Raw genomic sequence first — 24,616 nt, forward strand, 5'->3', positions numbered from 1 at the left:
CCACGCCTGTCGGGCAGGCGATCGTGACCCGCGCCATGGCTGTTTATGGCGAGGCGGCGGTCGCCGGCATGGCGATCACGGGACGCCTGAGTATGCTGTCGTTTGCGGTTATCTTTGCGCTTTCGGGGGCTGTCGGCCCGATTTTGGGACAAAATTACGGAGCGCGCGATTTCGAAAGGGTGCGGGCCGGTTTCCGCGCTGCGGTACTCTTTTCCGGGATCGTGGTGGTCACGGTCTCAGCACTGCTTTTTGTGCTGCGCGCACCGATCGCCGGGCTGTTCGCGGCACAGGGGATCACGCGCGAGCTCGTCTACCTGTTCTGCGGGCCGCTTTCGCTTCTGTTTTTCTTCAATGGTGTGCTTTTCGTGGCAAATGCAGGGTTCAACAACCTCGGGCATCCGTTCTGGTCCACTTTTCTCAACTGGGGGCGCAATACTGTCGGAATGATCCCGCTGGTCTGGCTGGGGTCGGCCACGCTGGGCGCTTCCGGTGTGCTGATCGGTCAGGCCCTGGCCGGTGTGATATTCGGTCTGCTGGCCTGGGGGCTGGCCCGTCGGGTCATGCAGACACCCCATGAGGTGCCGGGCGGCACGGCCTCCGAATACTCAGAAATCGGGCGGCAGGGACGCCTCATGGCGCTCCTGCACCTGCGCCGATAGCCGCTCGAGGTTTTCATCGACAAGCCCTCTTTCGTCTTCTGACAGGGTCTGGTGGCGCGGATATAACGGATCTTCGCGATCGTTGAGGATCGGCGTGTCCCAGCCGTCCGTCGTGTCAAAAAACCGGCGTACGCCGTCCTCGCCATAGACCTCGTTAAACCCCTGGATCACTACGTCCAGATAGCTCAGCAGAATGATATGGCTCTCCCGTTCCAGAAAATTGTCGGGGCTGACAGCGTAGACCGCGATTTCAGGCTCGGCACTGTGATTGTGGGTGATGTCTTTATGCGCGGCCAGACGGTCATAGCCTGCCTCACGGGCGTCGAGCGCGCCCCAGTCGGCATCCGGCACCTGGGCGATCAGCCCGTCGATTTTGTGGTCAGGCGCCGGCACCCCGGTCAGCAGCACAACGCCAAAACGCGGGGTAGCGACCCAGGCGCGGCGCCAGCCTTTCAGAGTGGCCGGTTGCGGGTCGGGATAGCTGTGCGTTCTCGTATTAACGAGGCTGCCATAACCAAAGAAATAGGGGTCGCTCATCGGGCACTTCCGTGTCAGGTCCCGGTTACAAGACCATTATGCAGGCCGGATCACAAGGGCAGTTGACCGTGTGGTGCGGACCGTCATACGGTCTGCGTATTCGTATGGGAGAACCGGGCGTGATCCGGTGCCGAAGGAGCAACCGCCCCGGAAACTCTCAGGCCAGAAGGACCATGCGGATAACGGACTCTGGAGAGTGGTGCGCGCAGTACCCGCCGAAGGGATAACGATCTCAGGCAATGCGACAGAGGGGGCATTCAGGACGCGGGTCTTTTTACGCGCGTCCGGGGGTGCCGGTGCGGGACATAAATACCCGTCGGCTTGAAACGGGGGGAAACCAGTGACCGGAACTGATACAACACCGCTGCACGGGCTGCATCTGGAACTCGGCGCGAAAATGATCGCTTTCGCAGGTTATGACATGCCGGTGCAATACAGGGCCGGCGTAATGCAGGAGCATCTGCATACCCGCGCCGCAGTCGGGCTTTTCGATGTAAGCCACATGGGCCAGGTGCGCCTCAGCGGTCCGTCCTGGGAGATGGTTGCGGGTGCGTTTGAAACGCTGGTGCCGATGGATGTCAGAGGTCTTGCAGACGGTCGGCAGCGCTACGGGTTTTTTACCAATGACGCAGGTGGGATCGAAGATGATCTGATGTTCGCCCGCGCAGGCGACGATCTGATGGTTGTCGTGAATGCCGCCTGCAAGGCCGCGGATATCGCTCATATGCGGGCGAGCCTGCCCGGGAAGATATCTGTTGAAGAGCTGTCGGACCGGGCGCTGGTCGCGTTACAGGGACCGCGCGCGCAGGCTGTGATGGCCGGGCTTGATGCCCGGGCGGCGCAGATGCGGTTTATGGATGTGGCAGAGCTTGAACCCGGCGGCATTGCTGTCGTGGCGTCGCGCTCGGGCTATACCGGCGAGGATGGCTATGAAATTTCGGTGCCGGCACCAGAGGCGGAACGTCTCGCGCGTCTGCTGCTGGCGCATGAAGACGTCCTGCCCGTGGGCCTCGGCGCCCGCGATTCACTGAGGCTGGAGGCCGGTCTGTGCCTGTACGGCCATGACATCGATGCCACCACGGATCCGGTCTCGGCAGCGCTGACATGGGCCATCCAGAAAGTCAGGCGCCCGGGCGGCGACAGGGCGGGCGGATTTCCCGGCGCGGATGTGATCTTTGAACGCATGGAGCAGGAGGCTGGTCTGCGGCGCGTGGGGCTGCGGCCGGAGGGGCGCGCGCCGATGCGCGAGGGTGTGCAGATTTTCGACAGTGCACAGGGCGGCGATCCGCTGGGCCATGTGACCTCGGGCGGCTTCGGTCCGACCGTGGGCGCGCCCGTGGCGATGGGATATGTGCCGCATGCGCTGAGCGAAGCCGGCACCGGACTCTGGGGTGAGGTGCGCGGCAAACGTCTGCCGGTGACGGTTGCCGCACTGCCCTTTGTTCCGGCAAACTTCAAAAGATGAGCAACAGGAGAAAGACATCATGAAATTCACAGAAGAGCACGAATGGCTGCGCGAAGAAGGCGGCGAAATGGTCGTGGGCATCACAATCCACGCCGCGGCACAGCTGGGCGATGTGGTCTTTGTCGAACTGCCTGAGGAAGGCACCATGGTAAGCAAGGACGATGAAGTTGTGGTGATCGAATCGGTCAAGGCCGCGAGCGATATTCTGGCTCCCGTCGATGGCGAGATCACTGAAGTGAACGCGGCACTGGCGGATAACCCGGGGATGGTCAACGACGACCCGCAGGGCGAAGCCTGGTTTTTTAAAATGACCGTGAGCGACCCGTCCCAGCTTGAGGAATTCATGGATGAGGCCGGATATCAGAAATTCATCGCCTGATCGGAAGGCCTGGTCGGGGGAGCCTCCGCCGGGCGTAATTTCAGCAGGACGACTTACTGCCGCGCAGAAGGAAAAGAGCCATGGTGTATAAGCCCACCGAATATCTGCCCTATGATTTTGCCAATCGCCGCCATATCGGACCTTCGCCCGGGGAGATGGCAAAAATGCTGGAAGTGGTCGGCGCGCCGGATCTGGAGGCCCTGATCGACGACACGCTGCCGGCGGGCATCCGCCAGAAAGAGCCGCTGGATTTCGGCAAGCCTATGTCGGAGCGCGAAGTGCTGGAGCATATGCGGCGCACGGCGGATAAAAACCGTGTTCTGACTTCGCTCATCGGTCAGGGGTATCACGGCACGGTCACCCCGCCCGCCATTCAGCGCAATATTCTCGAAAATCCCGCCTGGTACACCGCCTACACACCCTACCAGCCCGAGATCAGCCAGGGACGGCTGGAGGCTTTGCTGAACTTTCAGACCATGGTGAGTGATCTGACCGGCCTTGAGATTGCCAATGCCTCACTGCTCGATGAGGCGACGGCCTGTGCCGAGGCGATGACCATGGCGCAGCGGGTGTCAAAATCCAAAGCAACGGCGTTTTTTGTGGACCGCGACTGCCACCCGCAGAACATCGCCGTGATGAAAACCCGCGCAGCACCTCTTGGGATCGAGGTGATTGTCGGCAACCCCGCGAAAATGGATGCCTCGGCAGTTTTCGGTGCGATCTTTCAGTACCCCGGCACCTATGGCCATGTACACGATTTCACGGATCTTCTGGCAGCACTGCATGATCACAACGGCATCGGCATCATGTCCGCCGACCCGCTCGCGCTGACGCTGCTCAAAGAGCCGGGCGCGATGGGCGCTGATATCGCCGTAGGCTCGACCCAGCGGTTCGGTGTGCCGGAGGGGTATGGCGGGCCGCATGCGGCCTATATGGCCTGCCGGGATGCCCTGAAACGCGCGATGCCCGGACGCATTGTCGGCGTTTCCGTGGACAGTCACGGCCATCGCGCCTACCGCCTGTCCCTGCAAACCCGCGAGCAGCATATCCGACGTGAAAAAGCCACGTCGAATGTCTGCACGGCGCAGGCGCTGCTGGCGGTTATGGCGTCGATGTATGCAGTTTTTCACGGGCCGGAGGGCCTGCGGGCCATCGCGCAGCGCATTCACCGCAAAACCGCGCGCCTTGCCCGCGGGCTGGAAGAGGCCGGCTTTAAGGTTGATCCTAAGGCGTTCTTCGACACAATCACTGTGGACGTGGGCCCCCTGCAGGCAGCCGTGATGAAATCGGCGGTGGATGAGGGCATCAACCTGCGCCGGGTGGGCGAAACCCGCGTCGGTATCAGCATGCACGAGCGCTGCCGGCCGGATACCATCGAAGCCGTCTGGCGTGCTTTTGGCATCGTCCGGCAGGACAGGGATTTCAAGCCCGATTACCGCTTTCCCGAGAAGATGCTGCGCCGCTCGGAATATCTGACCCATCCGATTTTCCACATGAACCGGGCGGAAACCGAGATGATGCGCTATATGCGCCGGCTGGCAGACCGGGATCTGGCGCTGGATCGCGCGATGATTCCGCTGGGGTCCTGCACGATGAAGCTCAACTCCGCGGCCGAAATGATGCCGGTGAGCTGGCGCGAGTTTTCATTGCTGCATCCCTTTGCACCGGCGGATCAGGCGCTGGGGTATCGCGAGCTCATCGATGATCTGAGCGACAAGCTGTGCGACATCACCGGCTATGACGCGATTTCGATGCAGCCCAATTCGGGCGCCCAGGGGGAATACGCCGGCTTGCTGACCATCGCGGCCTTTTACCGGGCGCGCGGAGAGGAGCATCGCAACATCTGTCTTATTCCGATGAGCGCGCATGGCACCAACCCTGCTTCCGCGCAGATGGTCGGCTGGAAAGTAGTGCCGGTGCAGTCAGCGGAGAACGGTGACATCGATCTGGAGGATTTCCGCGCCAAGGCTGAGAAACACGCGGAGAACCTTGCCGCGACGATGATCACCTATCCATCCACCCACGGTGTGTTTGAGGAAACCGTGACCGAGGTTACCAGAATTATTCACGGCCACGGTGGTCAGGTCTATATCGACGGGGCGAACATGAACGCGATGGTCGGTCTGAGCCGGCCCGGTGACCTCGGTGGAGATGTCAGCCACCTGAACCTGCACAAAACATTCTGTATCCCGCACGGTGGCGGCGGCCCGGGCATGGGCCCGATCGGCGTCAAGGAGCACCTGATACCGTATCTGCCAGGACATGAGGTAACCGGCGGTGGCGAAGGCGCGGTTTCAGCGGCGCCTTACGGTTCGCCATCATTGCTGCCGATCAGCTGGGCCTATTGCCTGATGATGGGCGGTGAGGGTCTGACGCAGGCCACACGGGTCGCGATCCTCAATGCCAACTACATCGCACGGCGTCTCGAGGGAGCCTTTGACGTGCTCTATAAGGGGCCAACCGGGCGGGTGGCGCATGAATGCATCATCGATGTACGCCCCTATGAGAAGAGCGCTGGGGTGACGGTAGAGGATGTCGCCAAGCGCTTAATTGACTGCGGTTTTCACGCGCCGACCATGAGCTGGCCCGTGGCAGGTACGCTGATGGTAGAGCCGACTGAAAGCGAGACGCTGGCCGAACTTGACCGGTTCTGTGACGCGATGCTGGCGATCAGATCGGAGATCGCCGAGATCGAAAAGGGTGATATGGACGCGGACAATAACCCGCTGAAGAATGCGCCTCACACGGTGGAGGATCTGGTCAGCGACTGGGCCAGACCCTACAGCCGTAATCAGGGATGTTTCCCGCCAGGTGCCTTTCGGGTCGATAAATACTGGCCACCGGTGAATCGCGTTGATAACGTTTACGGTGACAGACATCTGGTCTGCACCTGCCCGCCGATGGAGGAATATGCTGACGCTGCGGAATAGTCGGGGCGCTGCCCCCGGCCTCAGTGAGGCCTCCCCCGGGATATTTTTACGCCAGAGAAAACACGGTTCATTAACTTCTTTGCGCTATATAGCAGGCGCGGTACAGGCGGGGACGCCGATGACCGCAGCCGGAGAAGTGCACCGCACTTTCCATGAAGGGCCGCCGCGTGCGGCTCTTCTTTTCTCTGGTTCTGAAATATCCCCGCCGGAGGCATCAGAACTCTTAATCCCGAGCGCGCAGTACCTGGGACGGTCTGGTGTTTACGGGCCTGGCTGCGAAGAGGAGGCTGGCAAGTAGCGTTGCGGTTATCCCGCCCGATATAATCCACAATGCCGAACCCCAGATCACATAATAATCTGTATCCATGATGTAGCGGCTCACCGCCCAGCCGCCCGCGATACCGGCGGCCAGGGCGACGACGCCTGCGGCAAATCCGAGGATGATTGACCGGAGTGCGAAACTGAGCAGGATGGTGCGACGGTCAGCGCCCAGGGTGCGCAATACGGCGGCCTCAAAGACACGTGCCCCGTTTCCTGATGCTGCCGCGCCAATGAGAACCATAAACCCGGTCAGCAGGGTTGTGGCCGCGCCATAGGACGTTGCCGCAGCAAGACCGCCCAATACATCAGCGACCCGGTCTATCGCATCGCGCACACGGATTGCGGTAATGTTCGGATAACGGCTTGCGAGATCACGCAGAATTTGTGCTTCGGCGTCTTCCTCAGCGTAGACTGTCGAGATAAAGCTGTGTGGTGCTCCTGTCAGCGCACCGGAGTTCAGCGCGAGGATAAATCCGATCCCGGCCGTCGAGAATCCCACTTCGCGGAAACTTGAGATTGTTCCGGTGATGTCGCGGCCGAGGATGTTAACTGTGAGCGTATCTCCTATCGCCAGACCCATCTCTTCAGCTTCTTCTGCGGCAAAGCTTATCAGTGGCGGTCCGGTGTAATCGGTAGCCCACCATGCGCCTTCGGTGATACGCGTACCATCGGGCATCGGGCCGGAAAAGGTGACACCCCGGTCCCCCTGCAGCACCCAGTGATCGCCGGCGACTTCGCGCGCCGGGATATCATTGATTTTGGTAATGATCCCGCGGAGCATCGGTGCCGACTGGATGCGGGACACGGACGGGTCGCTTTTAAGTCGTTCGGTATAGCCGGCAATCTGGTCCTTCTGGATGTCGACAAAGAAATAACTTGGGGCCACATCGGGCAGGTTGCCGGTAATTGCGTTGCGCAGATTTCCGTCGATCTGACCCACGGCGGCCAGAACCGAAAGACCGAGGCCAAGCGCCAGCACCACGGATGTGGCCCCTTCGCGCGGACCGGATATGGCTGCGAGGGCCCAGCGGAGGATCGGGCGACCGCGGCTGATACGGCTGCCATTGCGTGAGAGAACCCGGATCAGAACGGCTGCACCGGCCAGCAAAATCAGCGCGCCCATGATCCCGCCGGCGGTCCAGAGGGTCAGCCACCACGTACCGGAGAACCAGCCAGCGAGGGTCAGCAGCAAGGCCAGGCCGGCGATGGTCATGGCCAGATACTTCGGGGCGGGGAGTGCGGCCCCCGCGCTTATTTCGTCGCGAAACAGAGTAGCGGCGCGGATATCTTCGGTGCGCGCGAGCGGCCAGAGTGTAAAAACGAAGGCGGTGAGCAGTCCGTAGATCGCCGCTTCGGCCAGAGGCTCCGGATAGACCCGAAAGGCCGCGGGTACCGGCAGACGTGCCTCGATGAGCGGTGCCAGCAGCAAGGGCGCCAGCGCCCCGATCGCCACGCCGATCACGACGCCGAGCAGTGACAATACGCCGACTTGAAGGAAATACGTCTGGAAAATGGTTCTGCGTTCAGCGCCCAGGGTGCGCAGGGTGGCGATGACGCTGGTTTTGCCGGTGATGTAGGCACGCACCGCAGAGGCGACTCCGACACCACCCACGGCAAGCCCTGACAGCCCCACCAGAACCAGAAAGGCGCCGAGCCGGTCCACAAACTCTGACACGCCCGGGGCGCCGTTGCGGGCGTCTGTCCAGCGCATACCGCTGTTTTCAAACCGGGACCGGGCGTCAGCCTCGAGGGTGGCAAGATCAGTGCCGGGCGGCAGCGTGAGACGGTATTTAGTTGAGAAAAGCGTGCCGGGTTCAAGCAGCGAAGAGCCTTCGAGGCTTGTCGTGCGCAGGATCGTGCGGGGACCAAGGGCGAAGCCGCCGGCGGCACTGTCCGGTTCGCGTTTCAGGATGGCGGAAAGGGTCAATTCCTTTGTGCCGAGGGCGAAGGTGTCTCCGGGACTGAGGCCGAGACGGTCAGCCAGCACCTGCTCCATGACGGCACCCGGTCTGCCTTTGATGGTCCCGAGAGCTTCATCCAGAGGCATATCGGGTGCCAGCGTGACCGCGCCCACCAGCGGGTAAAGATCATCAACGGCCTTGATCTGGGTCAGGCCGCGCTCTTCACCGACCACGGCCATTGACCGGAAATCGACGATTTCGGACACCTCAGAGGCGACTTCCGCCATCCAGGTACGCTCGTCTTCATTCGCAAAACGATAGGTGAAATCAAGCTCAGCATCCCCGCCGAGAAGGGCCGCCCCTTCGCGGGCCAGGCCTGCTTCGATGCTGGCGCGCACAGTGCCGACCGCGGCGATGGCGGCAACCCCAAGGGCAAGGCATGCCAGCAGAATTCGAAACCCCTGCAAACCGCCGCGCAACTCGCGCCGGGCGAAACGAGCGGCCATGGCAAGGCTCATTCGGCGGCCCGTTCTTCGGGTGCGATGCGGCCGTCGGCGAGGCGGATGACGCGGCTGCAGCGGGCGGCGAGGCTGCGCGAATGGGTGACCAGCACCAGCGTTGCACCGTGGCGGTCGCGCAGACCAAAGAGCATGTCGACGATGGCTGCACCGTTTACACCGTCAAGATTGCCGGTGGGCTCATCCGCCAGCAGGATATCGGGCCGCGGGGCTGCGGCGCGGGCAAGTGCGACCCTTTGCTGCTCTCCGCCTGACATCTGCGCAGGGTAGTGGCCGGCGCGGTGGCCGAGACCCACCTGTTCCAGCTCCGCCTGTGCCTTGTCGAAGGCTTCCGTATCGCCGGCAAGCTCCAGCGGTGTTGCCACATTTTCCAGCGCAGTCATCGTGGGGATCAGGTGAAACGACTGAAAGACGACGCCCATGTGATTGCGCCGGAACCGGGCCAGCGCATCTTCGGACATCGCCGTGAGGTCATGCCCGAGCGCCATGACGCTGCCGCCTGTGGCGCGTTCGAGTCCGCCCATCAGCATCAGCAGCGATGACTTGCCCGAGCCGGACGGCCCGATGAGCCCGAGGCTCTCGCCCTTGTGAACGTCAAAGCTGATGCCCTGCAGAATATCGACCCGGCCGGCATTGCCATCGAGCGACAAAGCCGCATCTTTGAGCGTGTAGACGGTATCATTCATCGGGGTTCAGCATTGCGGGCACCTTTGAAGGGTATACGTCCGGGATATGGAGATCGGATCAGGATGCGCAAGGCGATTTTGGCAATTGCGATGTGCTGCGGGTCGGGTGCGGCGGCCGAGGAGGTGGTGATTGCGGCCCTGGGCGACAGCCTCACGCAGGGCTATGGTCTGCCACAGGAGCAGGGATTTGTGCCACAGATGCAGGCCTGGCTCGACGCGCAGGGCGCAGACGTGCGGCTCATCAACGCCGGCGTTTCGGGAGATACCACCGCAGGCGGGTTTGCCCGTGTGGACTGGACGCTGACGCCGGAGGTGGACGCAATGATCGTGGCGCTTGGCGGGAACGATCTTTTGCGCGGGATTGATCCGGATGCGAGTCGTGCCAGCCTTGAAGGCATCATGCAGGTGGCAGAGACGCGCGACGTTGACGTGCTGCTGGTCGGCATGCAGGCGCCGGGGAACTATGGCCCGGCGTATAAAGAGCGCTTTGACGCGATTTATCCGGACCTGGCCGCAGCGTACGGCGCCAGTCTGGTGCCGGGCTTTTTCGACGGGCTGGCGGCAGAAGAAAATGATCTGTCGTCGGTCAGCGGATTTATGCAGCCTGACGGCATCCATCCAAACGCCGCAGGTGTGGCAAGGATTGTTGCGGCCATGGGGCCCGCGGTTCTGGCGCTGGCCGAAGGGCGCGCCGAGTAGGTCACCTGTGTGATACGGGCGCGAATAGCGCCCGCAGGAGCCGTTTGTATCTTGCGCCGTCAGGCCAGAGCGATATTGCTGGCGCTTTCGCGGCCATCGCGTCCCGCTTCGATATCGAAAGTTACCTTCTGGTCGTCAGCAAGGCCGGTCAGCCCGGCGCGTTCGACGGCAGAAATATGCACAAATATATCTTTGCCGCCGCCGTCGGGGGCAATGAAGCCGTAACCTTTTGTCGTGTTGAACCATTTTACGGTGCCAGAGGCCATGTCACCTGTCTCCTGTTCAGTTCCTGCCCGCGGAATGCGGCAGGCCGGCCCGGTCGAAAGCAGATCGAAGTACTGAGCCGTTGGGAGCAGTGGTCGATAGTTCGTCGCGTCGCACTTAGATATTGAAGGGAGCAGGTGCAATTGCAAGCGAAATTCATGTGACAGTTGTACTGCAGCTTTGCGACAGCCGGTTTTCGCCGGTGTTTTCATTCAAAAGGGGTCTGCCCGGAATTTCAGCGATACCTCCAAAAGTGACCGGCGAGATAAATTTTACCAGTTGATAAAAAAATAAAACCATGAGAGCGTTTTGAAAGATCAAGGTTAACAGCAGGGAGCCACCATGGCGCAGGATGTGTTTACCCCGGGGATCGTTCCGGGACGGCTGGAGCCGGGCGAGTACGACAGCCATTTTTCGGATCTGCATCCGCGGCTGGATGATCATGCGGCCCTTGTGGCCGCGGACCGGTGTTATTTCTGTCATGATGCGCCCTGTATCACGGCCTGCCCCACGGATATCGATATCCCGCTCTTCATCCGGCAGATTGCCACGGGTACGCCGGATGCGGCCGCGAAAACGATCCTGAGCCAGAACATCATGGGGGGGATGTGCGCGCGGGTCTGCCCGACAGAGCAGCTTTGTGAGGAAGCCTGTGTGCGCGAAAAGGCTGAAGGCAAACCAGTACTTATCGGGCAGTTGCAGCGCTATGCCACGGATCACCTGCAGGAGCAGGGGATTCATCCGTTTGTGCGCGCGGCGTCAACCGGCAGAAAGATTGCGGTGGTCGGGGCGGGGCCAGCCGGGCTTTCCTGTGCGCACCGGCTGGCGATGCACGGGCACGATGTGGTGGTCTTTGATGCGCGCCCCCGGCCCGGCGGCCTCAATGAATACGGCATTGCGAGTTACAAGACCGTGGAGGGGTTCGCCGCGGCGGAAGTGGACTGGTTGCTGCAGATCGGCGGGATTGAGATCCGCACCGGTGTAGCCCTGGGCCGCGAAGAGACGCTCGCGGGGCTGCGCGATCAGTACGATGCGGTTTTCCTCGGCATGGGTCTGGGCGGCGTGAATGCTTTGCGTGTGGAGGGGGAGGACAAAGACGGTATCCTCGACGCGGTGGATTTCATTGCCGACCTGCGCCAGGCCGGCGATGTGGCCACCCTGCCCGTGGGGCGGGACGTGGTCGTGATCGGAGGCGGGATGACGGCCATCGATGCGGCCGTTCAGTCAAAACTGCTGGGCGCTCTGAATGTAACGCTGGTGTATCGCCGGGGCCGGGACCGGATGAATGCGAGCGTTTATGAGCAGGATCTGGCGGCGTCCAGAGGTGTGCGGATCGTGACCAGTGCAATGCCGGTGGGCGTGACCGGCAACGGGGCGGTGCGCGAGATCGAATTCAGCTATGTCGATGCGGATATGAAGCCCACGGGCGAGACGCTGCGTCTGGCTGCTGATCAGGTGCTGAAGGCGATCGGTCAGACACTGGAAGGCGAGGGTCTGCCAGCGCTGGACGGTGGAAAGATCGCTGTTGACGCGGTCGGACGGACCTCTGTTGACGGCGTCTGGGCCGGGGGCGACTGTGCCTCGGGCGGGGACGATCTGACTGTGACGGCGGTGGCAGAAGGCCGCGATGCGGCGATGGATATCCATGCAAGCCTGACGGCAGGCTGAGGGAGAGACGGAAAATGGCAGATCTCAAGAGTGATTTTGTGGGCATTAAAAGCCCGAACCCTTTCTGGCTCGCATCGGCGCCGCCGACGGATAAGGAATATAATGTCCGTCGCGCTTTTGACGCAGGCTGGGGCGGTGTGGTGTGGAAAACGCTGGGTCTTGATCCGCATGTGGTGAATGTGAACGGGCCGCGATATGGCGCGGTTTACGGCGCGGACCGGAGGCTCCTCGGTCTCAATAACATCGAGCTGATCACCGACCGGCCGTTGCAGACCAACCTGGACGAGATCAAGGTGGTGAAACGTGACTATCCGGACCGGGCGATGGTTGTGTCGTTGATGGTGCCCTGCGAGGAGGAGCCCTGGAAATACATCCTGCCGCTGGTGGAAGACACCGGGGCTGACGGCGTGGAGCTCAACTTTGGCTGCCCGCACGGGATGAGCGAGCGCGGCATGGGCTCGGCGGTGGGGCAGGTGCCCGAATACATCGAAATGGTGACGCGCTGGGTCAAGGCCAACACGCGCATGCCGGTGATCGTGAAGCTTACGCCTAATATCACTGATATCCGGCAGCCTGCCGGGGCCGCGATGCGCGGGGGGGCTGATGCGGTATCGCTGATTAATACGATCAACTCGATCACCAGCGTGGATCTGGATCTTTTCGCACCCGAACCTACCATCGATGGTAAGGGCGCGCATGGCGGCTATTGCGGGCCGGCGGTGAAACCAATCGCGCTGAATATGGTGGCTGAGATTGCGCGCTCGCCTGATCTGCAAGGGTTGCCGGTGTCGGGCATCGGCGGCATTACCACCTGGCGGGATGCAGCCGAGTTTATGGCACTCGGTGCCGGGAACGTTCAGGTCTGCACGGCGGCGATGACCTATGGGTTTAAAATCGTTCAGGAAATGATCTCGGGCCTCAGCGATTATATGGACAGCAAGGGCATGACATCCGTTGATGAGATCGTTGGGCGGGCGGTGCCAAATGTGACCGACTGGAACCAGCTCAACCTGAATTACGTCGCCAAAGCAACGATCAACCAGGATCTGTGCATCTCCTGCGGGCGGTGCTTCGCAGCCTGCGAAGACACCTCGCATCAGGCGATTGCTATGTCGGACGATCGCACCTTTACCGTGATCGACGACGAATGTGTGGCATGCAACCTCTGCGTCAACGTCTGCCCGGTGGAGGATTGTATCACCATGGAGCAAATGGCGCCGGGCACGACCGATCCGCGCACGGGCAAGGTCGTGGAGCCAGAGTACGCCAACTGGACGACGCATCCGAATAACCCGGCGGCCAAAGCCGCCGAGTGAAGGCTCAGCTCTCGTCACGCTCCAGAATGGGTGCCGTGGGCAGCGGGTTGGGCATAACATAGGGCGGGGCCGCGGCCTCGGCGGCCTCTGCCTGAGCGGCGTCCGCCCGGGCCTGTGCCACCAGTGCCGCGCGGGCCTCTTCGGCGGCACGCGCCTCGACACGCTGGCGCTCCTGGCGTTGCAGAAATTCGCTGGCGGCTTCGGTTCTGGATTGCGCCTCAACGACAGACTTCGGGGTGGCATCGGGAGGGCCCATGCCTTCCCGGCGGCGGTTGATGAGGCCTTCGAGATAGGCACCACCGGTACCCGTTCCGTTGCCCGCACCAAAGCCAGACTGGTCCGAGGCGGTGCCGGTCTCGCGGCCCTGTGCCGCAGAAGCCACCGGCTGAAGCGCGGCCACAGACAGACCGCCCTCGCCGGAAGGCGCCGGCGCAGGCTGCGGTGCATAGGGGTTAATTAAAGAAACTGCTGACATAATGTGCTCCGTTTCCATCGCTGGTCGAAGCCCTCACCCGTAAATATAAATGCATCGTAAACATTACCGCTGCGTTAACGCGACCGGGAATCCGGTGGCGTGGTTAACGCAGATTAAGGGCGCAGCAGCCGGGTGAAGAGCGTGCGCAGAAAGGCCGCGGCACCCGCCTGCCCGGCGGGGTCGTCGCGCATCAGAACGCGGACCTGGGCTGCGAAATCGGCGTAGTGCTGAGTTGTGGCCCAGATCGAGAAGATCAGATGTCGCGGATCCACCGGAGTGAGCGCGCCCGCGTCCATCCAGCCCTGTATCACAGCGCATTTCTCCTCAAAAAGCGGCTGCAGACCGGCCTGAAGATGCGGTGCCATGCGTGGGGCCCCCTGCAGGATTTCGCCGGCAAAAAGCCTGCTCTCGCGGGGCAGTTCATGCGCCATATCAAGCTTACGTTCCACATAGTTCAGGATTTCGGTCAGCGGATCGCCACCCGCATCCAGTGTGACCAGCGGATCAAGCCAGGTCTCCATAAGCTGATTAAGCAGCGTGACGTGGATTTCTTCCTTGCCGTCAAAATAGTACAGGATGTTTGGTTTACTCAGGCCTGCGGCCTCGGCGATCTGATCCAGCGTGGCCCCGCGGTACCCATGCTGGGAAAATACGTCCAGTGCTGCCTCGAGAATTCGCGAGCGGTTGCGGCGCTGGATCCTGCTGGGCTTTTTGTCTGCGTCGTCCGGCACCTGATGCTCCGTGCTGCTGGCGCTGCACTGAAATCGGGCAGGCGCGGAAATGGTCTGATCTTTGCCGCCCCGGGGTGCGAAAGGAAGTCTTGACTTGCGCCATGCGAGCCGCAATCGTGGCTTTACCAAATGGTAAAATTTATGCCGGCGCAAGCATAATGCGCGGGCCATCGAGGAAGGAACGGACATGACAGCGCCCGGGCAGAATCTCAAGATCAATCCGGACCGTCTGTGGGACACGCTGATGGAAATGGCCAAAATCGGACCCGGGGTCGCGGGTGGCAATAACCGCCAGACGGTGACCGATGAGGACGGTGAGGGCCGCGCGCTTTTCCAGAGCTGGTGCGAGGCTGCGGGCTGCACCATGGGGCTCGATCAGATGGGCAACATGTTTGCGCGCCGTGAGGGGGCTGATCCGGATGCATTGCCCGTTTATGTGGGCAGTCACCTCGATACGCAGCCAACAGGCGGCAAATACGACGGCGTGCTGGGGGTGCTGGGCGGGCTTGAGATTATCCGCACGCTGAATGACCTCAATATCAAAACAAAGCATCCGATTGTGGTGACGAATTTCACCAATGAAGAGGGCACACGCTATGCCCCGGCGATGCTGTCGTCGGGCGTTTTCGCGGGCATCCACACGCAGGACTGGGCCTATGACCGGGTCGACGCAGAGGGCAAAAAGTTCGGCGATGAGCTCAAACGCATCGGCTGGCAGGGGGATGAGGAGGTCGGTGCGCGGAAAATGCATGCGTTTTTCGAACTGCACATTGAGCAGGGCCCCATTCTGGAGGCAGAAAGCAAAGACATCGGTGTCGTCACCCACGGTCAGGGGCTGAGCTGGACTGAAGTGACGATCACCGGCAAGGACAGCCACACCGGTTCAACCCCGATGCCGATGCGCAAAAACGCAGGGCTCGGCATGGCGCGGGTGCTTGAAAAGGTTGATGAGATCGCCTGGTCGCACAAGCCCCACGCGGTGGGCGCGGCGGGGCATATCGATGTATATCCGAACTCGCGCAATGTGATCCCTGGAAAGGTGGTTTTTACGGTTGATTTCCGCTCGCCCGATCTGAGTGTTATTGAGGATATGGAAGCGCGGCTGAAGGTCGAGGCGCAGAAAATCTGTGAAGATATGGGGCTGGAGATCAGCTTTGAGAAGGTCGGTGGCTTTGACCCGGTGGCCTTTGACGAGGGTTGTGTGACGGCGGTGCGCAATGCCGCCGAGCGTCTGGGTTACAGCCATATGAATCTGATCTCCGGTGCCGGGCATGATGCCTGCTGGATCAACCGGGTGGCGCCGACGGCGATGGTGATGTGCCCCTGTGTTGATGGTCTGAGCCACAATGAGGCGGAAGAAATCTCCAGAGAATGGGCCATGGCGGGCACTGATGTTCTGATGCATGCTGTGGTGGAGACGGCGGAGATCGTGGCATGATTGCACCGGATCTGTCAGTGCCGGATCGGATCTCGGCACTGATTGAGGCGGAAATGTCGGAGGCTGACGCAGGCGGTAATATGGAGCAGCAGCGGCTTTCAGCCGCCCTGCGCCAGGTACTGCGACCACCGCGTGAAGTGACGGTGAATTTTTCCGGCGGGCTGGTGCAGACATGCTGGAGTGTGACGCGGGGCGACGGAGATTACCGGGTGTTTTACATGCCGCTCGCCGGTTATTTTTCGCTCTGCGCCGAGAGTGATTTCGGGCCCCTGGACATTGGTGTTCACGGGTCCGCGCTGGGGTGTTTCGGGTCTGTGTGAGCCCGGGTGGCGCGTTGCCGCCAGACGCTTAAGAAATAAGGGTCGCAAGAAAAGCGGCCGCTGAGATGGGAGATGCATTATGAGCAAAGTGATAAAAGGCGGCATGGTCTGCACCGCGGACCGGACGTGGAAAGCGGATGTGCTGATTGAGGGCGAAACGATCAAACAGATCGGCGAGGATCTGAAGGGTGACGAATATATCGATGCCGAAGGTGCCTATGTGATCCCTGGCGGCATTGATCCGCATACGCATCTGGAGATGCCGTTCATGGGGACCACGGCGGCGGAAACCTTTGAGAGTGGCACCTGGGCCGCGGCCGCGGGCGGGACCACGATGGTCGTCGATTTCTGTCTGCCGGGCGAGGATGGCTCGATCAAAAACGCGATCAACGAGTGGCATCGAAAATCCGCGCCGCAGATCTGTTCGGACGTTGGCTATCACATGGCAATCACCGGCTGGGATGAGAACGTCTTCAATGAGATGAAAGACGCCGTGGAGATGGGCGTGAATTCTTTCAAGCATTTCATGGCCTATAAGGGCGCGCTGATGATTGAGGACGATGAGATGTTCGCCTCTTTCAAGCGGTGTGCCGAGCTTGGTGCGCTGCCGATGGTGCATGCGGAGAACGGCGATCTGGTGGCTGAGATGCAGCAGAAGTATTTTGACCAGGGGATCACCGGACCCGAGGGGCATGCCTATTCCCGCCCGCCTGAGTTTGAGGGTGAGGCTGCCAACCGCGCGATCACGATTGCCGATGCCGCGGGCACGCCGCTTTATGTGGTTCATGTCTCCTGCGAACAGGCGCATGAGGCGATCCGGCGGGCGCGCCAGAAGGGCATGCGGGTTTATGGCGAGCCGCTCATTCAGTTTCTGACCCTGGACGAATCCGAATATTTCAACACCGATTGGGATCATGCGGCGCGCCGGGTGATGTCGCCGCCATTCCGCAGCAAGGACCATCAGGACAGTTTGTGGGCGGGCTTGCAGTCGGGGTCGCTGCAGGTGGTGGCCACGGATCACGCCGCGTTCAACACCGAGCAGAAGCGGGCGGGACGGGATGATTTTCGCATCATTCCCAACGGGTCAAACGGGCTGGAGGAACGCCTGGCGGTACTCTGGACCGAAGGGGTGGAGACAGGGCGGCTGACCCCCAACGAGTTTGTCGCCTGTACCTCGACCAATGTGGCCAAGATTTTGAATATCTATCCGCGCAAGGGCGCGCTGGTGGAGGGGGCGGATGCCGATATCGTGGTCTGGGATCCGAAGATCAGTAAAACGATCAGCCCGGCCAACCATCATTCCGTCCTGGATTACAACGTATTTGAGGGGTTCGAGGTGAAGGCGCAGTCGCGCTATACGCTGAACCGCGGTGAGGTGATCTGGGCCTGGGGGCAGAATTCGCAGCCTAATCCGGGCCGGGGGCGCTTTATTCCGAGGCCTGCTTTCGCCAGTGCGTCCGTGGCACTGAGCAAGTGGAAAGCGCTGACCGCGCCGAAAATGATCAAGCGCGATCCGATGAATATTCCGGCCGGGATCTGAGGTCATAAAGAAAACCCCGCCTGTGCGTGCGGGGCGGGGGAAGGGCAGTTTGTGAGTAAGGAAAGTGTGATCAGCGCCAGGCAACTGGATCTGACATTCCGGACCAGTGATGGTCCGGTACATGCGCTGAAGGACGTGAGTCTCGATATAAAGCGCGGTGAGTTCGTAAGCTTTATCGGGCCCTCGGGCTGTGGAAAAACGACGTTTCTGCGCTGTATGGCCGATCTGGAGCATCCTACCGGTGGCGAGATTTCCGTGAACGGCGTGAGCGCTGAGGAGGCGCGGCGGGCGCGTGCCTATGGCTATGTGTTCCAGGCGGCGGGGCTGTACCCGTGGCGCACCATCGGCGGGAATGTGCGGTTGCCGCTGGAGATCATGGGCTATGAACGTTCGGATCAGGACGCACGGGTTAAACGGGTGCTTGAGCTTGTGGAGCTTGACGGATTTGAGCGAAAATACCCATGGCAGCTTTCGGGCGGCATGCAGCAGCGTGCGTCGATTGCGCGGGCACTCGCCTTTGATGCTGATATTCTGCTGATGGACGAGCCTTTCGGAGCGCTGGACGAGATCGTGCGCGATCACCTGAACGAGCAGCTTCTCAAGCTCTGGGCACGTACCGAAAAGACCATCGCCTTTGTGACCCATTCGATCCCTGAGGCGGTATATCTGTCGACGAGGATCGTTGTGATGTCACCGCGGCCGGGGCGCATCACCGATGTGATCGAAAGCCCGCTGCCGGCCGAGCGGCCTCTTGAGATACGCGATACACAGGCTTTTCTGGATGTGGCGCACCGGGTGCGGGAAGGGCTGCGTGCGGGGCATGTCGATGACTGATGGCAGCGTTTGTGGAACCCGGCCCTCCGGGGGGGATATTTATGAGCCAGAGAAGGCGGGGTTGGCGTGAAAGGGTCGGTGTTGCCTGTTCTGACCGTGGTGTGCGGGATCTTTGTGATCTGGTATGCGGCGGCTGTGTGGCTCAATGCGACCTGGGCCTATGACAAGGCGGCGCGCAGCGGGGTTGAACTCAGTACACAGATGCTGATTGCCGATGCCTGGAGCCAGGAGAAACCCAAGCTGCCGGCGCCGCATCAGGTGGCGGTCGAGATCTGGAAGACCACGGTTGAAAAGAAGATCACCTCGAAACGGTCGCTGATTTATCATTCGTGGATAACGCTGAGTGCGACTTTGCTGGGCTTTGCGCTGGGGACGGCGCTGGGGATCGCGCTGGCTGTGGGGATTATTTACAATCGTACGATGGACCGCAGTGTCATGCCCTGGATTATTGCCAGTCAGACCATTCCGATCCTTGCCATCGCGCCGATGATCATCGTGGTGCTGAATGCGGCCGGAATTTCGGGTTTGCTGCCCAAGGCCACGATTTCGATGTATTTGTCATTTTTCCCGGTTGTGGTTGGCATGGTCAAAGGACTGCGCAGCCCGGATCAGATGCAGCTTGACCAGATGCGCACCTGGAGTGCGTCCGGCGCGCAGACCTTCTGGCGGCTGCGGCTTCCGGCTTCGATGCCTTATCTCTTTACCTCGCTGAAGATCGGCATGGCGGCCTCTCTTGTTGGCGCGATTGTCGGAGAATTGCCCACCGGGGCCGTGGCTGGTCTGGGGGCACGGTTGCTGGCGGGGAGTTATTACGGTCAGACGATCCAGATCTGGTCTGCGCTTTTGATGGCGGCAGCCCTGGCGGCGGCGCTCGTGGGGCTGATCGGCCTGATACAACGGATTACCCTGAGCCGGATGGGGATGGCATGACGGGCTGGCTTTTATTTGCTCTGCTCGTCTGGGTCGGGGGCTGGTGGCTCAATACCCGACTTGCGGCGCGGCGTGTAACGCGGTTCACCTCGCTGATTATTCCGGTGATTTTCGGCCTGACCCTGATTGCCGTGTGGGAAGGGGTCGTGCGCGGGTTTGAGATCAGCCCGGTGCTGCTGCCTGCCCCGTCGGACATCGCGACACGCTTTGCTTCCTCGACATCAATTCTGTGGGAAGATTTTGTGCAGACGGTGATCAAGGGCGCACTTACCGGGTATGTGATGGGCTGCGGATCGGCGTTTCTCATTGCCATTCTCGTTGACCGCTATGATTTTCTGCGACGGGGCCTTTTGCCGGTCGGAAACTTTGTGGCGGCTCTGCCGGTTATCGGTCTCGCGCCGATCCTGGTGATGTGGTTCGGGTTCGACTGGCAGTCAAAAGCCGCGGTCGTGGTGGTTATGGTGTTTTTCCCGATGCTGGTGAATACTGTGCAGGGGCTGAGTGCCTCATCGTCGATGCAGCGCGACCTGATGCGGACATGGGCGGCCGGCTACTGGACGACGCTGCTGAGGCTTCGTCTGCCAGCGGCGATGCCATTTATCTTCAACGGGCTGAAGATTGCGAGTACGCTGGCGCTCATCGGTGCGATTGTCGCTGAATTTTTCGGCTCACCGATCCGGGGAATGGGGTTTCGGATATCTACTTCGGTCGGACAACTTGCGCTTGATCTCGTGTGGGCAGAAATTGTGGTCGCGGCGATCACAGGCTCTGCGTTTTACGGCGCGATTGCGATTATCGAGCGGGCGGTGACCTTCTGGCATCCGTCCCAGCGCCGCTGAAAAAAGAACGATAACAAAAAAGACGACCAACAAAGGAGAGTACAATGAAAAGAGTAACAAAACTGGCCGCAGGTGCGGCGCTGGGTGTGTGGGGCGTTGCCGCCCATGCCGCCGATGAGGTCACACTGCAGCTGAAGTGGGTGACCCAGGCGCAGTTCGCGGGCTATTACGTGGCGCTTGATAAAGGCTTTTACGAGGAAGAAAATCTGGACGTGACCATCAAGCCCGGCGGCCCCGATATCGCGCCGGTTCAGGTGCTGCTCGGCGGTGGTGCAGATGTGATGGTCGACTGGCTTCCCTCGGCGCTTGCCGCCCGTGAAAAGGGCGCGCCGATTGTGAACATCGCGCAGCCCTTCGCTTCCTCGGGACTCATGCTGACCTGTCTGAAAGAGCATGAGATCAATTCGCCCGAGGACTTCCCCGGCCATACGCTGGGCACCTGGTTCTTCGGCAATGAGATCCCGCTCTATTCCTGGATGGGCAAGCTGGGCTATGCCACAGACGGATCGGAGGGTGGTGTGACCATTCAGAAGATTAATTTCAACGTCGACCCGCTCCTGCAAAAGCAGGTCGAGTGCGCGACAACCATGACCTACAATGAATACTGGCAGGTCATCGATGCCGGTCTCACACCGGATGATCTGGTTGTCTTTAAATACGAGGACGAAGGTATTTCGACGCTCGAAGACGGTCTTTATACCACGGAAGAAAAGCTCGCGGACCCTGCTGAGGCAGAGAAACTCGTGCGCTTTGTGAGAGCTTCCATGAAGGGCTGGAAATACGCCGAGGAGAACCCTGATGAGGCTGCGGAGATCGTACTTGAGAACGACCAGACCGGCGCGCAGACCGAAAAGCATCAAAAGCGTATGATGGGTGAGATCGCCAAACTGACGGCCGGGTCAGACGGGACTTTGGATGAAGCCGCCTTTGACCGGTCCGCGCAGATCACAATGGAGGGCGGCATGATCACGAAAATGCCCGAAGGGGCATGGACGCACGATATTACGGACAAAGCGCTGAACTGACTGGTATTGGCGCGTATCTGAGAAAGGCCGGTGTCAAAGCCGGCCTTTTTGCTGCAGCGGGGTGGACTTTGCCGGGCCTGACACCATGTCAGGCTACAGCCACGGGAGTATTAGGATTTAGATGAGCAACATGGAAAATCTGGAAACGGAATTGTCTGAAAAGGAACGTCAGGCGCGGGTGAACGAAGCGGCACTGGCGTCGATCGCTGCGGAACGCAACAGACGTTCAGCCAGCGGGCACGCGGTTATTTCGTCTGCGATGGGATATGGCAGCGGTGCGCTTGGGAAAGGCGTATTCGGGCGCATCAGCCATGCCGCGAAGCTCTTTTGCATTCTTTTTGCGTTTCTGGTGCCCAGCCTGCTGATCTGGCAGGTGCTGCTTTGAGACTGTTTGCGCTCTGAGCGCGAAATTCTGCGAAGACAAAAAAACGGCGCCTCAGGGGCGCCGTTTTCGTCATAACTGTTTGCTGATCAGGCCAGCGCGATGTTCGTCGCGGATTCGCGACCGTCGCGGCCTGCTTCGATGTCGAAGGTCACTTTCTGATTGTCTGCGAGGCCGGTGAGACCGGCGCGCTCGACTGCAGAAATATGAACAAAAACGTCTTTGCTGCCACCATCGGGTGCGATAAAGCCGAAGCCTTTAGTAGTGTTAAACCATTTCACGGTGCCTGTGGCCATGTCCGTGTCTCCTGTATTGATGCTGTCCGCTGAGTGCGACAGCCTGGCGCGGTTGGTCTGGATCGAAGACTGAGCGCCGTGTAGAGGAGAGCAGGTCGAAAAAGATTCACTTGGCACTGCGTCATATGGCAGAAACTTTCCCACCGTTCAAGTCTGGCGCTGACCAACCCTGCGTTTGCGCGGAAAAACGGTCGAAACTGTTCTCCTCCGCGCGCTGATGGTCAGGTCAGCGGCGGTGTGCGGTTGCTGTCGCGGAAAGTGCAGCTGCCCCGTGCATATCTTTTTGCGTGTGCAGCAGAGCCGGTATGCTACGCGCCGCGAGCACAAGTGTGATACTACCCAGGGTTATGAAAAGTCCTGACAAAACGTAAAAGCCGAAGGCCACGGTCAGTGATACGTCAAAGAAAACCAGCGATGTGACAAAAGTTAAAAAGCCGCATACGCCGCCGAGGAGAGTTGAAATGACAGCCATCTTTAACCCCTTTCTTCGGATAAACTACGGCATTCGGGTTAATTAAGTCTGAGCATTGCGGCGAAATTGCGGCATCCGTTAATTGATTTTCGTCTTTTCCGGGGACAAAAAAATTCGCTCTTAGGTTAATTTCGCGACTTGACAGCGTTCTCCCTGAGTTCGGGCGGCTGCGCGTGCCGGACAGTACCGGATCTGCAGAATCACCGGCTTGTGTGACCTGGGTCACAGACCACCGCCGCATCCGGTGCTTAGCTGCGTGTACGGGCGGCGTTTTCTTGCTTCCCGGGCCGGTGTTTTTGGTGAGCCACCGGCCTGACGACCTCTGAAGATTGCCGCGCAGATATCTTCCGCTGCGCGCTTTCTCTCCCCTCGGCGGGCCGGCGCGAGCCGGTCCGCCTTTTTTCAGTGAAATCCTCAAGGACCGGATCGTGCCGAGCCGGTCATGCTGGTCATCTCCGCGCCGTGCTGGCAGGGTGCGGGCAGGTGCAGGGAGGAAATGATGATTGTTACCGGGATACTGATGGGGCTGCTGGCTACCGTGCTTCTTGATCTGTGGGCCCTGATGCTGAACCGGGTCGCGGGTATTCCGGCGCCGGACTGGGCGATGGTTGGCCGCTGGGTCGGGCATCTGCCGTCCCGTGTTTTCCACGACAGTATCCGCGATGCGCCTGCAGTTGCATCTGAACACACGCTCGGCTGGGGCTTTCATTACGCGGTTGGTGTGGCTTACGGCGTAATCCTCGCCCTGATAATGGGACCGGACTGGCTCGCGGCGCCAACGCTTCTGCCAGCGTGGATTTTCTCGATCCTGATGTTGGGATTTGGCTGGTTCTTGCTGCAACCGGGCCTTGGCCTCGGAATGGCGGCGTCGAAAACCCCTGACCCGACAAAGGCACGGATCCTCGGACTGATCGCGCATACAGTTTTCGGGTTGGGTCTTTGGCTGGGCGCGGTGCTCTTTTAAGGACCGACCGTCAGGCGCGTCACGCGGCGGCGTCCGTTGCCCTGCAGTTCAACCACACCGATCTCGCCATATTCCTGCGGGGCCTCCCCGGGCGCGCCGAGCTCCTCCCAGATCGTGCGCAGATTACTCTTGTTGCCGACCCAGATTACCGTGCCGTCGGGATAGTCAGCCGTCATGCGAGCGCCGGCCCGCTCTTTCGCGATAATCGTGACCGGCAGACCGGTGGCTGCGGCCAGCGGCGCCGCCGTTTCGAGGTTGCGCTGAATGTCGGGAGAATAGATCGCATCGAGGTCATAGCGCGCCAGTACTGCGGGCATCGCGGCGGCACGGGCGACACCCTTTGAGTTCAGCACTTCACCGGCCCTGTCCGCATGGCGAACCATTATGACAGTTGTGCGGGCAGAGGGCGCGACATCAGGCAGGGTACAGGCCGCAAAGCCAAGTGGAAGTGCGGCGATCAGGGTCCGACGGGTTATCATGCCTGTCACTGTGGTTGCATGACGCTACGTAAGCAAGGATTTCAACAGATCTGTTCCCAACCCTGACGCCGGTGTTTCAGTACCTTTTGATGGTAACTCGTATCTGCCAGGCGAATGTGCCGGGCGGGCATCCCGGATCAGGGTGACGCGTGCGGCACCTCGAAAAGCTGCGCCGGGTCATAGCCATTCTGCCGCAACACACTGTCGGCCTTGCTGCGGCGCGCTTCCGAGATCCGGGGGCTCCGCGCCAGGATCCAGCCCGCACGGCCGTTAGGCACGCCCACGACAGCCGTTTCATAGGTTTCATCAACCCAGAGCACCCAGTAGGGCGCGCGGATGAAGGGCACCGAGGTGAACTGTACCTTTAACTGCCCGGGCCCTGCGAGATCGGCGGTGCCGGAGATCTCTTTCAGCGGCCCGTCCGGGCGGCCTTCGCGGCACTGGTTCAGGACGGAAATGGTATCAGCATCCACTGCGCCATAGGTGGCGGTGGTGGCGGTGCAGCCCTCCTGAAACGGCACAGGGTATCGCGCGATCTCATACCAGGT

General features: G+C 60.7%; 26 protein-coding genes and 1 riboswitch. Of the genes, 16 read left to right on the forward strand and 10 right to left on the reverse strand.

Features of this window, described 5'->3' with window-relative positions; genetic code table 11:
- A partial coding sequence (locus Q0M35_RS07750; RefSeq protein WP_295313852.1) for an MATE family efflux transporter occupies positions 1–659 on the forward strand: 659 nt, incomplete at its 5' end.
- Here the strand turns inward: Q0M35_RS07750 and Q0M35_RS07755 are convergent.
- The gene (locus Q0M35_RS07755) at positions 606–1,196 is read right to left on the reverse strand and encodes a gamma-glutamylcyclotransferase family protein (protein WP_295313854.1); all 591 of its coding nucleotides are present in this window, start codon (positions 1,194–1,196) and stop codon (positions 606–608) included. The two genes, Q0M35_RS07750 and Q0M35_RS07755, sit on opposite strands and share 54 nt — an antisense overlap.
- Before the next feature lie 95 nt (positions 1,197–1,291).
- Positions 1,292–1,380, forward strand: a riboswitch (glycine riboswitch).
- 156 nt (positions 1,381–1,536) lie between these two features.
- On the opposite strand from Q0M35_RS07755, the gene gcvT reads away from it, so the two are divergent.
- The 3 genes from gcvT to gcvP all read left to right on the forward strand — a co-directional run bounded on the left by gcvT (position 1,537) and on the right by gcvP (position 5,970).
- Entirely contained in the window at positions 1,537–2,661 is a 1,125-nt protein-coding gene (gene gcvT / locus Q0M35_RS07760) for a glycine cleavage system aminomethyltransferase GcvT (protein WP_295313856.1), read from the forward strand.
- Between the two features lie 19 nt (positions 2,662–2,680).
- On the forward strand, positions 2,681–3,040 hold the full coding sequence (gcvH, locus tag Q0M35_RS07765) for a glycine cleavage system protein GcvH (RefSeq protein ID WP_295313858.1): 360 nt from the start codon (positions 2,681–2,683) through the stop codon (positions 3,038–3,040).
- 80 nt (positions 3,041–3,120) lie between these two features.
- The gene (gene gcvP, locus Q0M35_RS07770) at positions 3,121–5,970 is read left to right on the forward strand and encodes an aminomethyl-transferring glycine dehydrogenase (RefSeq protein ID WP_295313860.1); all 2,850 of its coding nucleotides are present in this window, start codon (positions 3,121–3,123) and stop codon (positions 5,968–5,970) included.
- Between the two features lie 223 nt (positions 5,971–6,193).
- On the opposite strand, the gene Q0M35_RS07775 is transcribed toward gcvP, so the two are convergent.
- Both Q0M35_RS07775 and Q0M35_RS07780 read right to left on the reverse strand, forming a co-directional pair.
- Positions 6,194–8,710, reverse strand: coding sequence for an FtsX-like permease family protein (locus tag Q0M35_RS07775; RefSeq protein WP_295313862.1), 2,517 nt, complete (start codon positions 8,708–8,710; stop codon positions 6,194–6,196).
- Positions 8,707–9,396: an ATP-binding cassette domain-containing protein gene (locus tag Q0M35_RS07780; protein ID WP_295313864.1), complete on the reverse strand. Its 690-nt coding sequence runs from the start codon at positions 9,394–9,396 to the stop codon at positions 8,707–8,709. Before Q0M35_RS07780 ends, Q0M35_RS07775 begins: the two co-directional genes overlap by 4 nt.
- 63 nt (positions 9,397–9,459) lie before the next feature.
- Here Q0M35_RS07780 and Q0M35_RS07785 point away from each other — a divergent pair, with 63 nt between their 5' ends.
- Positions 9,460–10,095 (forward strand): arylesterase, encoded by a 636-nt coding sequence (locus tag Q0M35_RS07785; RefSeq protein WP_295313866.1) that lies wholly within the window; start codon positions 9,460–9,462, stop codon positions 10,093–10,095.
- Positions 10,096–10,154: 59 nt separating this feature from the next.
- Here Q0M35_RS07785 and Q0M35_RS07790 read toward each other — a convergent pair whose 3' ends face one another.
- On the reverse strand, positions 10,155–10,361 hold the full coding sequence (locus Q0M35_RS07790) for a cold-shock protein (protein WP_169639297.1): 207 nt from the start codon (positions 10,359–10,361) through the stop codon (positions 10,155–10,157).
- Between the two features lie 340 nt (positions 10,362–10,701).
- On the opposite strand from Q0M35_RS07790, the gene Q0M35_RS07795 reads away from it, so the two are divergent.
- Together Q0M35_RS07795 and preA are read left to right on the forward strand one after the other, a co-directional pair.
- Positions 10,702–12,027 (forward strand): NAD(P)-dependent oxidoreductase, encoded by a 1,326-nt coding sequence (locus Q0M35_RS07795; RefSeq protein WP_295313868.1) that lies wholly within the window; start codon positions 10,702–10,704, stop codon positions 12,025–12,027.
- Positions 12,028–12,041: 14 nt separating this feature from the next.
- Complete coding sequence (gene preA / locus Q0M35_RS07800) at positions 12,042–13,343, forward strand: NAD-dependent dihydropyrimidine dehydrogenase subunit PreA (protein WP_295313871.1); 1,302 nt, start codon at positions 12,042–12,044, stop codon at positions 13,341–13,343.
- A gap of 4 nt (positions 13,344–13,347) precedes the next feature.
- On the opposite strand, the gene Q0M35_RS07805 is transcribed toward preA, so the two are convergent.
- Positions 13,348–13,818 carry a hypothetical protein gene (locus tag Q0M35_RS07805; RefSeq protein ID WP_295313873.1) on the reverse strand — a complete coding sequence of 157 codons (471 nt, stop codon included), beginning with the start codon at positions 13,816–13,818 and terminating at the stop codon, positions 13,348–13,350.
- Between the two features lie 113 nt (positions 13,819–13,931).
- The gene (locus Q0M35_RS07810) at positions 13,932–14,549 is read right to left on the reverse strand and encodes a TetR family transcriptional regulator C-terminal domain-containing protein (protein ID WP_295313874.1); all 618 of its coding nucleotides are present in this window, start codon (positions 14,547–14,549) and stop codon (positions 13,932–13,934) included.
- 187 nt (positions 14,550–14,736) lie between these two features.
- Here Q0M35_RS07810 and Q0M35_RS07815 point away from each other — a divergent pair, with 187 nt between their 5' ends.
- From Q0M35_RS07815 to Q0M35_RS07850, 8 genes are all read left to right on the forward strand, one after another.
- Positions 14,737–15,987, forward strand: a complete 1,251-nt coding sequence (locus Q0M35_RS07815) for a Zn-dependent hydrolase (RefSeq protein WP_295313876.1) — start codon at positions 14,737–14,739, stop codon at positions 15,985–15,987.
- Complete coding sequence (locus tag Q0M35_RS07820) at positions 15,984–16,307, forward strand: hypothetical protein (RefSeq protein WP_295313878.1); 324 nt, start codon at positions 15,984–15,986, stop codon at positions 16,305–16,307. Before Q0M35_RS07815 ends, Q0M35_RS07820 begins: the two co-directional genes overlap by 4 nt.
- Before the next feature lie 79 nt (positions 16,308–16,386).
- Positions 16,387–17,847, forward strand: a complete 1,461-nt coding sequence (hydA, locus tag Q0M35_RS07825) for a dihydropyrimidinase (RefSeq protein ID WP_295313880.1) — start codon at positions 16,387–16,389, stop codon at positions 17,845–17,847.
- Positions 17,848–17,898: 51 nt separating this feature from the next.
- Positions 17,899–18,681: an ABC transporter ATP-binding protein gene (locus tag Q0M35_RS07830; RefSeq protein ID WP_295313882.1), complete on the forward strand. Its 783-nt coding sequence runs from the start codon at positions 17,899–17,901 to the stop codon at positions 18,679–18,681.
- 66 nt (positions 18,682–18,747) lie between these two features.
- Positions 18,748–19,611, forward strand: a complete 864-nt coding sequence (locus tag Q0M35_RS07835; protein ID WP_295313884.1) for an ABC transporter permease — start codon at positions 18,748–18,750, stop codon at positions 19,609–19,611.
- The gene (locus Q0M35_RS07840; RefSeq protein ID WP_295313886.1) at positions 19,608–20,450 is read left to right on the forward strand and encodes an ABC transporter permease; all 843 of its coding nucleotides are present in this window, start codon (positions 19,608–19,610) and stop codon (positions 20,448–20,450) included. Before Q0M35_RS07835 ends, Q0M35_RS07840 begins: the two co-directional genes overlap by 4 nt.
- A gap of 44 nt (positions 20,451–20,494) precedes the next feature.
- Positions 20,495–21,475: an ABC transporter substrate-binding protein gene (locus tag Q0M35_RS07845; RefSeq protein ID WP_295313888.1), complete on the forward strand. Its 981-nt coding sequence runs from the start codon at positions 20,495–20,497 to the stop codon at positions 21,473–21,475.
- A gap of 121 nt (positions 21,476–21,596) precedes the next feature.
- Positions 21,597–21,860: a hypothetical protein gene (locus Q0M35_RS07850; protein WP_295313890.1), complete on the forward strand. Its 264-nt coding sequence runs from the start codon at positions 21,597–21,599 to the stop codon at positions 21,858–21,860.
- Positions 21,861–21,946: 86 nt separating this feature from the next.
- On the opposite strand, the gene Q0M35_RS07855 is transcribed toward Q0M35_RS07850, so the two are convergent.
- Together Q0M35_RS07855 and Q0M35_RS07860 are read right to left on the reverse strand one after the other, a co-directional pair.
- Positions 21,947–22,153, reverse strand: a complete 207-nt coding sequence (locus Q0M35_RS07855) for a cold-shock protein (protein ID WP_007117950.1) — start codon at positions 22,151–22,153, stop codon at positions 21,947–21,949.
- Positions 22,154–22,379: 226 nt separating this feature from the next.
- Positions 22,380–22,625, reverse strand: a complete 246-nt coding sequence (locus Q0M35_RS07860) for a hypothetical protein (RefSeq protein ID WP_295313894.1) — start codon at positions 22,623–22,625, stop codon at positions 22,380–22,382.
- Between the two features lie 496 nt (positions 22,626–23,121).
- Between Q0M35_RS07860 and Q0M35_RS07865 the strand changes: the two genes are divergently transcribed.
- Complete coding sequence (locus Q0M35_RS07865; protein WP_295313896.1) at positions 23,122–23,589, forward strand: DUF2938 domain-containing protein; 468 nt, start codon at positions 23,122–23,124, stop codon at positions 23,587–23,589.
- Here the strand turns inward: Q0M35_RS07865 and Q0M35_RS07870 are convergent.
- Complete coding sequence (locus tag Q0M35_RS07870; protein ID WP_295313898.1) at positions 23,586–24,068, reverse strand: histidine phosphatase family protein; 483 nt, start codon at positions 24,066–24,068, stop codon at positions 23,586–23,588. The two genes, Q0M35_RS07865 and Q0M35_RS07870, sit on opposite strands and share 4 nt — an antisense overlap.
- A 137-nt stretch (positions 24,069–24,205) precedes the next feature.
- Positions 24,206–24,616: lipocalin family protein (locus Q0M35_RS07875; protein ID WP_295313900.1), on the reverse strand; the 411-nt coding region annotated here is incomplete at its 5' end.

It is taken from the genome of Roseobacter sp. (genome assembly GCF_024639605.1).
Lineage (GTDB): Bacteria > Pseudomonadota > Alphaproteobacteria > Rhodobacterales > Rhodobacteraceae > Roseobacter.

Bases quoted from the DNA above. Each gene is read 5' to 3' on its own strand.
- Q0M35_RS07815 (WP_295313876.1), top strand. From the start codon at position 14,737: ATGACAGCGCCCGGGCAGAATCTCAAGATCAATCCGGACCGTCTGTGG.
- Q0M35_RS07870 (WP_295313898.1), bottom strand. From the start codon at position 24,068: ATGATAACCCGTCGGACCCTGATCGCCGCACTTCCACTTGGCTTTGCG.
- Q0M35_RS07840 (WP_295313886.1), top strand. From the start codon at position 19,608: ATGACGGGCTGGCTTTTATTTGCTCTGCTCGTCTGGGTCGGGGGCTGG.
- gcvP (WP_295313860.1), top strand. From the start codon at position 3,121: ATGGTGTATAAGCCCACCGAATATCTGCCCTATGATTTTGCCAATCGC.
- Q0M35_RS07865 (WP_295313896.1), top strand. From the start codon at position 23,122: ATGATGATTGTTACCGGGATACTGATGGGGCTGCTGGCTACCGTGCTT.
- Q0M35_RS07755 (WP_295313854.1), bottom strand. From the start codon at position 1,196: ATGAGCGACCCCTATTTCTTTGGTTATGGCAGCCTCGTTAATACGAGA.
- Q0M35_RS07790 (WP_169639297.1), bottom strand. From the start codon at position 10,361: ATGGCCTCTGGCACCGTAAAATGGTTCAACACGACAAAAGGTTACGGC.
- Q0M35_RS07785 (WP_295313866.1), top strand. From the start codon at position 9,460: ATGCGCAAGGCGATTTTGGCAATTGCGATGTGCTGCGGGTCGGGTGCG.
- Q0M35_RS07850 (WP_295313890.1), top strand. From the start codon at position 21,597: ATGAGCAACATGGAAAATCTGGAAACGGAATTGTCTGAAAAGGAACGT.
- Q0M35_RS07820 (WP_295313878.1), top strand. From the start codon at position 15,984: ATGATTGCACCGGATCTGTCAGTGCCGGATCGGATCTCGGCACTGATT.
- Q0M35_RS07845 (WP_295313888.1), top strand. From the start codon at position 20,495: ATGAAAAGAGTAACAAAACTGGCCGCAGGTGCGGCGCTGGGTGTGTGG.
- Q0M35_RS07795 (WP_295313868.1), top strand. From the start codon at position 10,702: ATGGCGCAGGATGTGTTTACCCCGGGGATCGTTCCGGGACGGCTGGAG.
- hydA (WP_295313880.1), top strand. From the start codon at position 16,387: ATGAGCAAAGTGATAAAAGGCGGCATGGTCTGCACCGCGGACCGGACG.
- gcvH (WP_295313858.1), top strand. From the start codon at position 2,681: ATGAAATTCACAGAAGAGCACGAATGGCTGCGCGAAGAAGGCGGCGAA.
- Q0M35_RS07775 (WP_295313862.1), bottom strand. From the start codon at position 8,710: ATGAGCCTTGCCATGGCCGCTCGTTTCGCCCGGCGCGAGTTGCGCGGC.
- Q0M35_RS07805 (WP_295313873.1), bottom strand. From the start codon at position 13,818: ATGTCAGCAGTTTCTTTAATTAACCCCTATGCACCGCAGCCTGCGCCG.
- preA (WP_295313871.1), top strand. From the start codon at position 12,042: ATGGCAGATCTCAAGAGTGATTTTGTGGGCATTAAAAGCCCGAACCCT.
- Q0M35_RS07860 (WP_295313894.1), bottom strand. From the start codon at position 22,625: ATGGCTGTCATTTCAACTCTCCTCGGCGGCGTATGCGGCTTTTTAACT.
- Q0M35_RS07780 (WP_295313864.1), bottom strand. From the start codon at position 9,396: ATGAATGATACCGTCTACACGCTCAAAGATGCGGCTTTGTCGCTCGAT.
- Q0M35_RS07855 (WP_007117950.1), bottom strand. From the start codon at position 22,153: ATGGCCACAGGCACCGTGAAATGGTTTAACACTACTAAAGGCTTCGGC.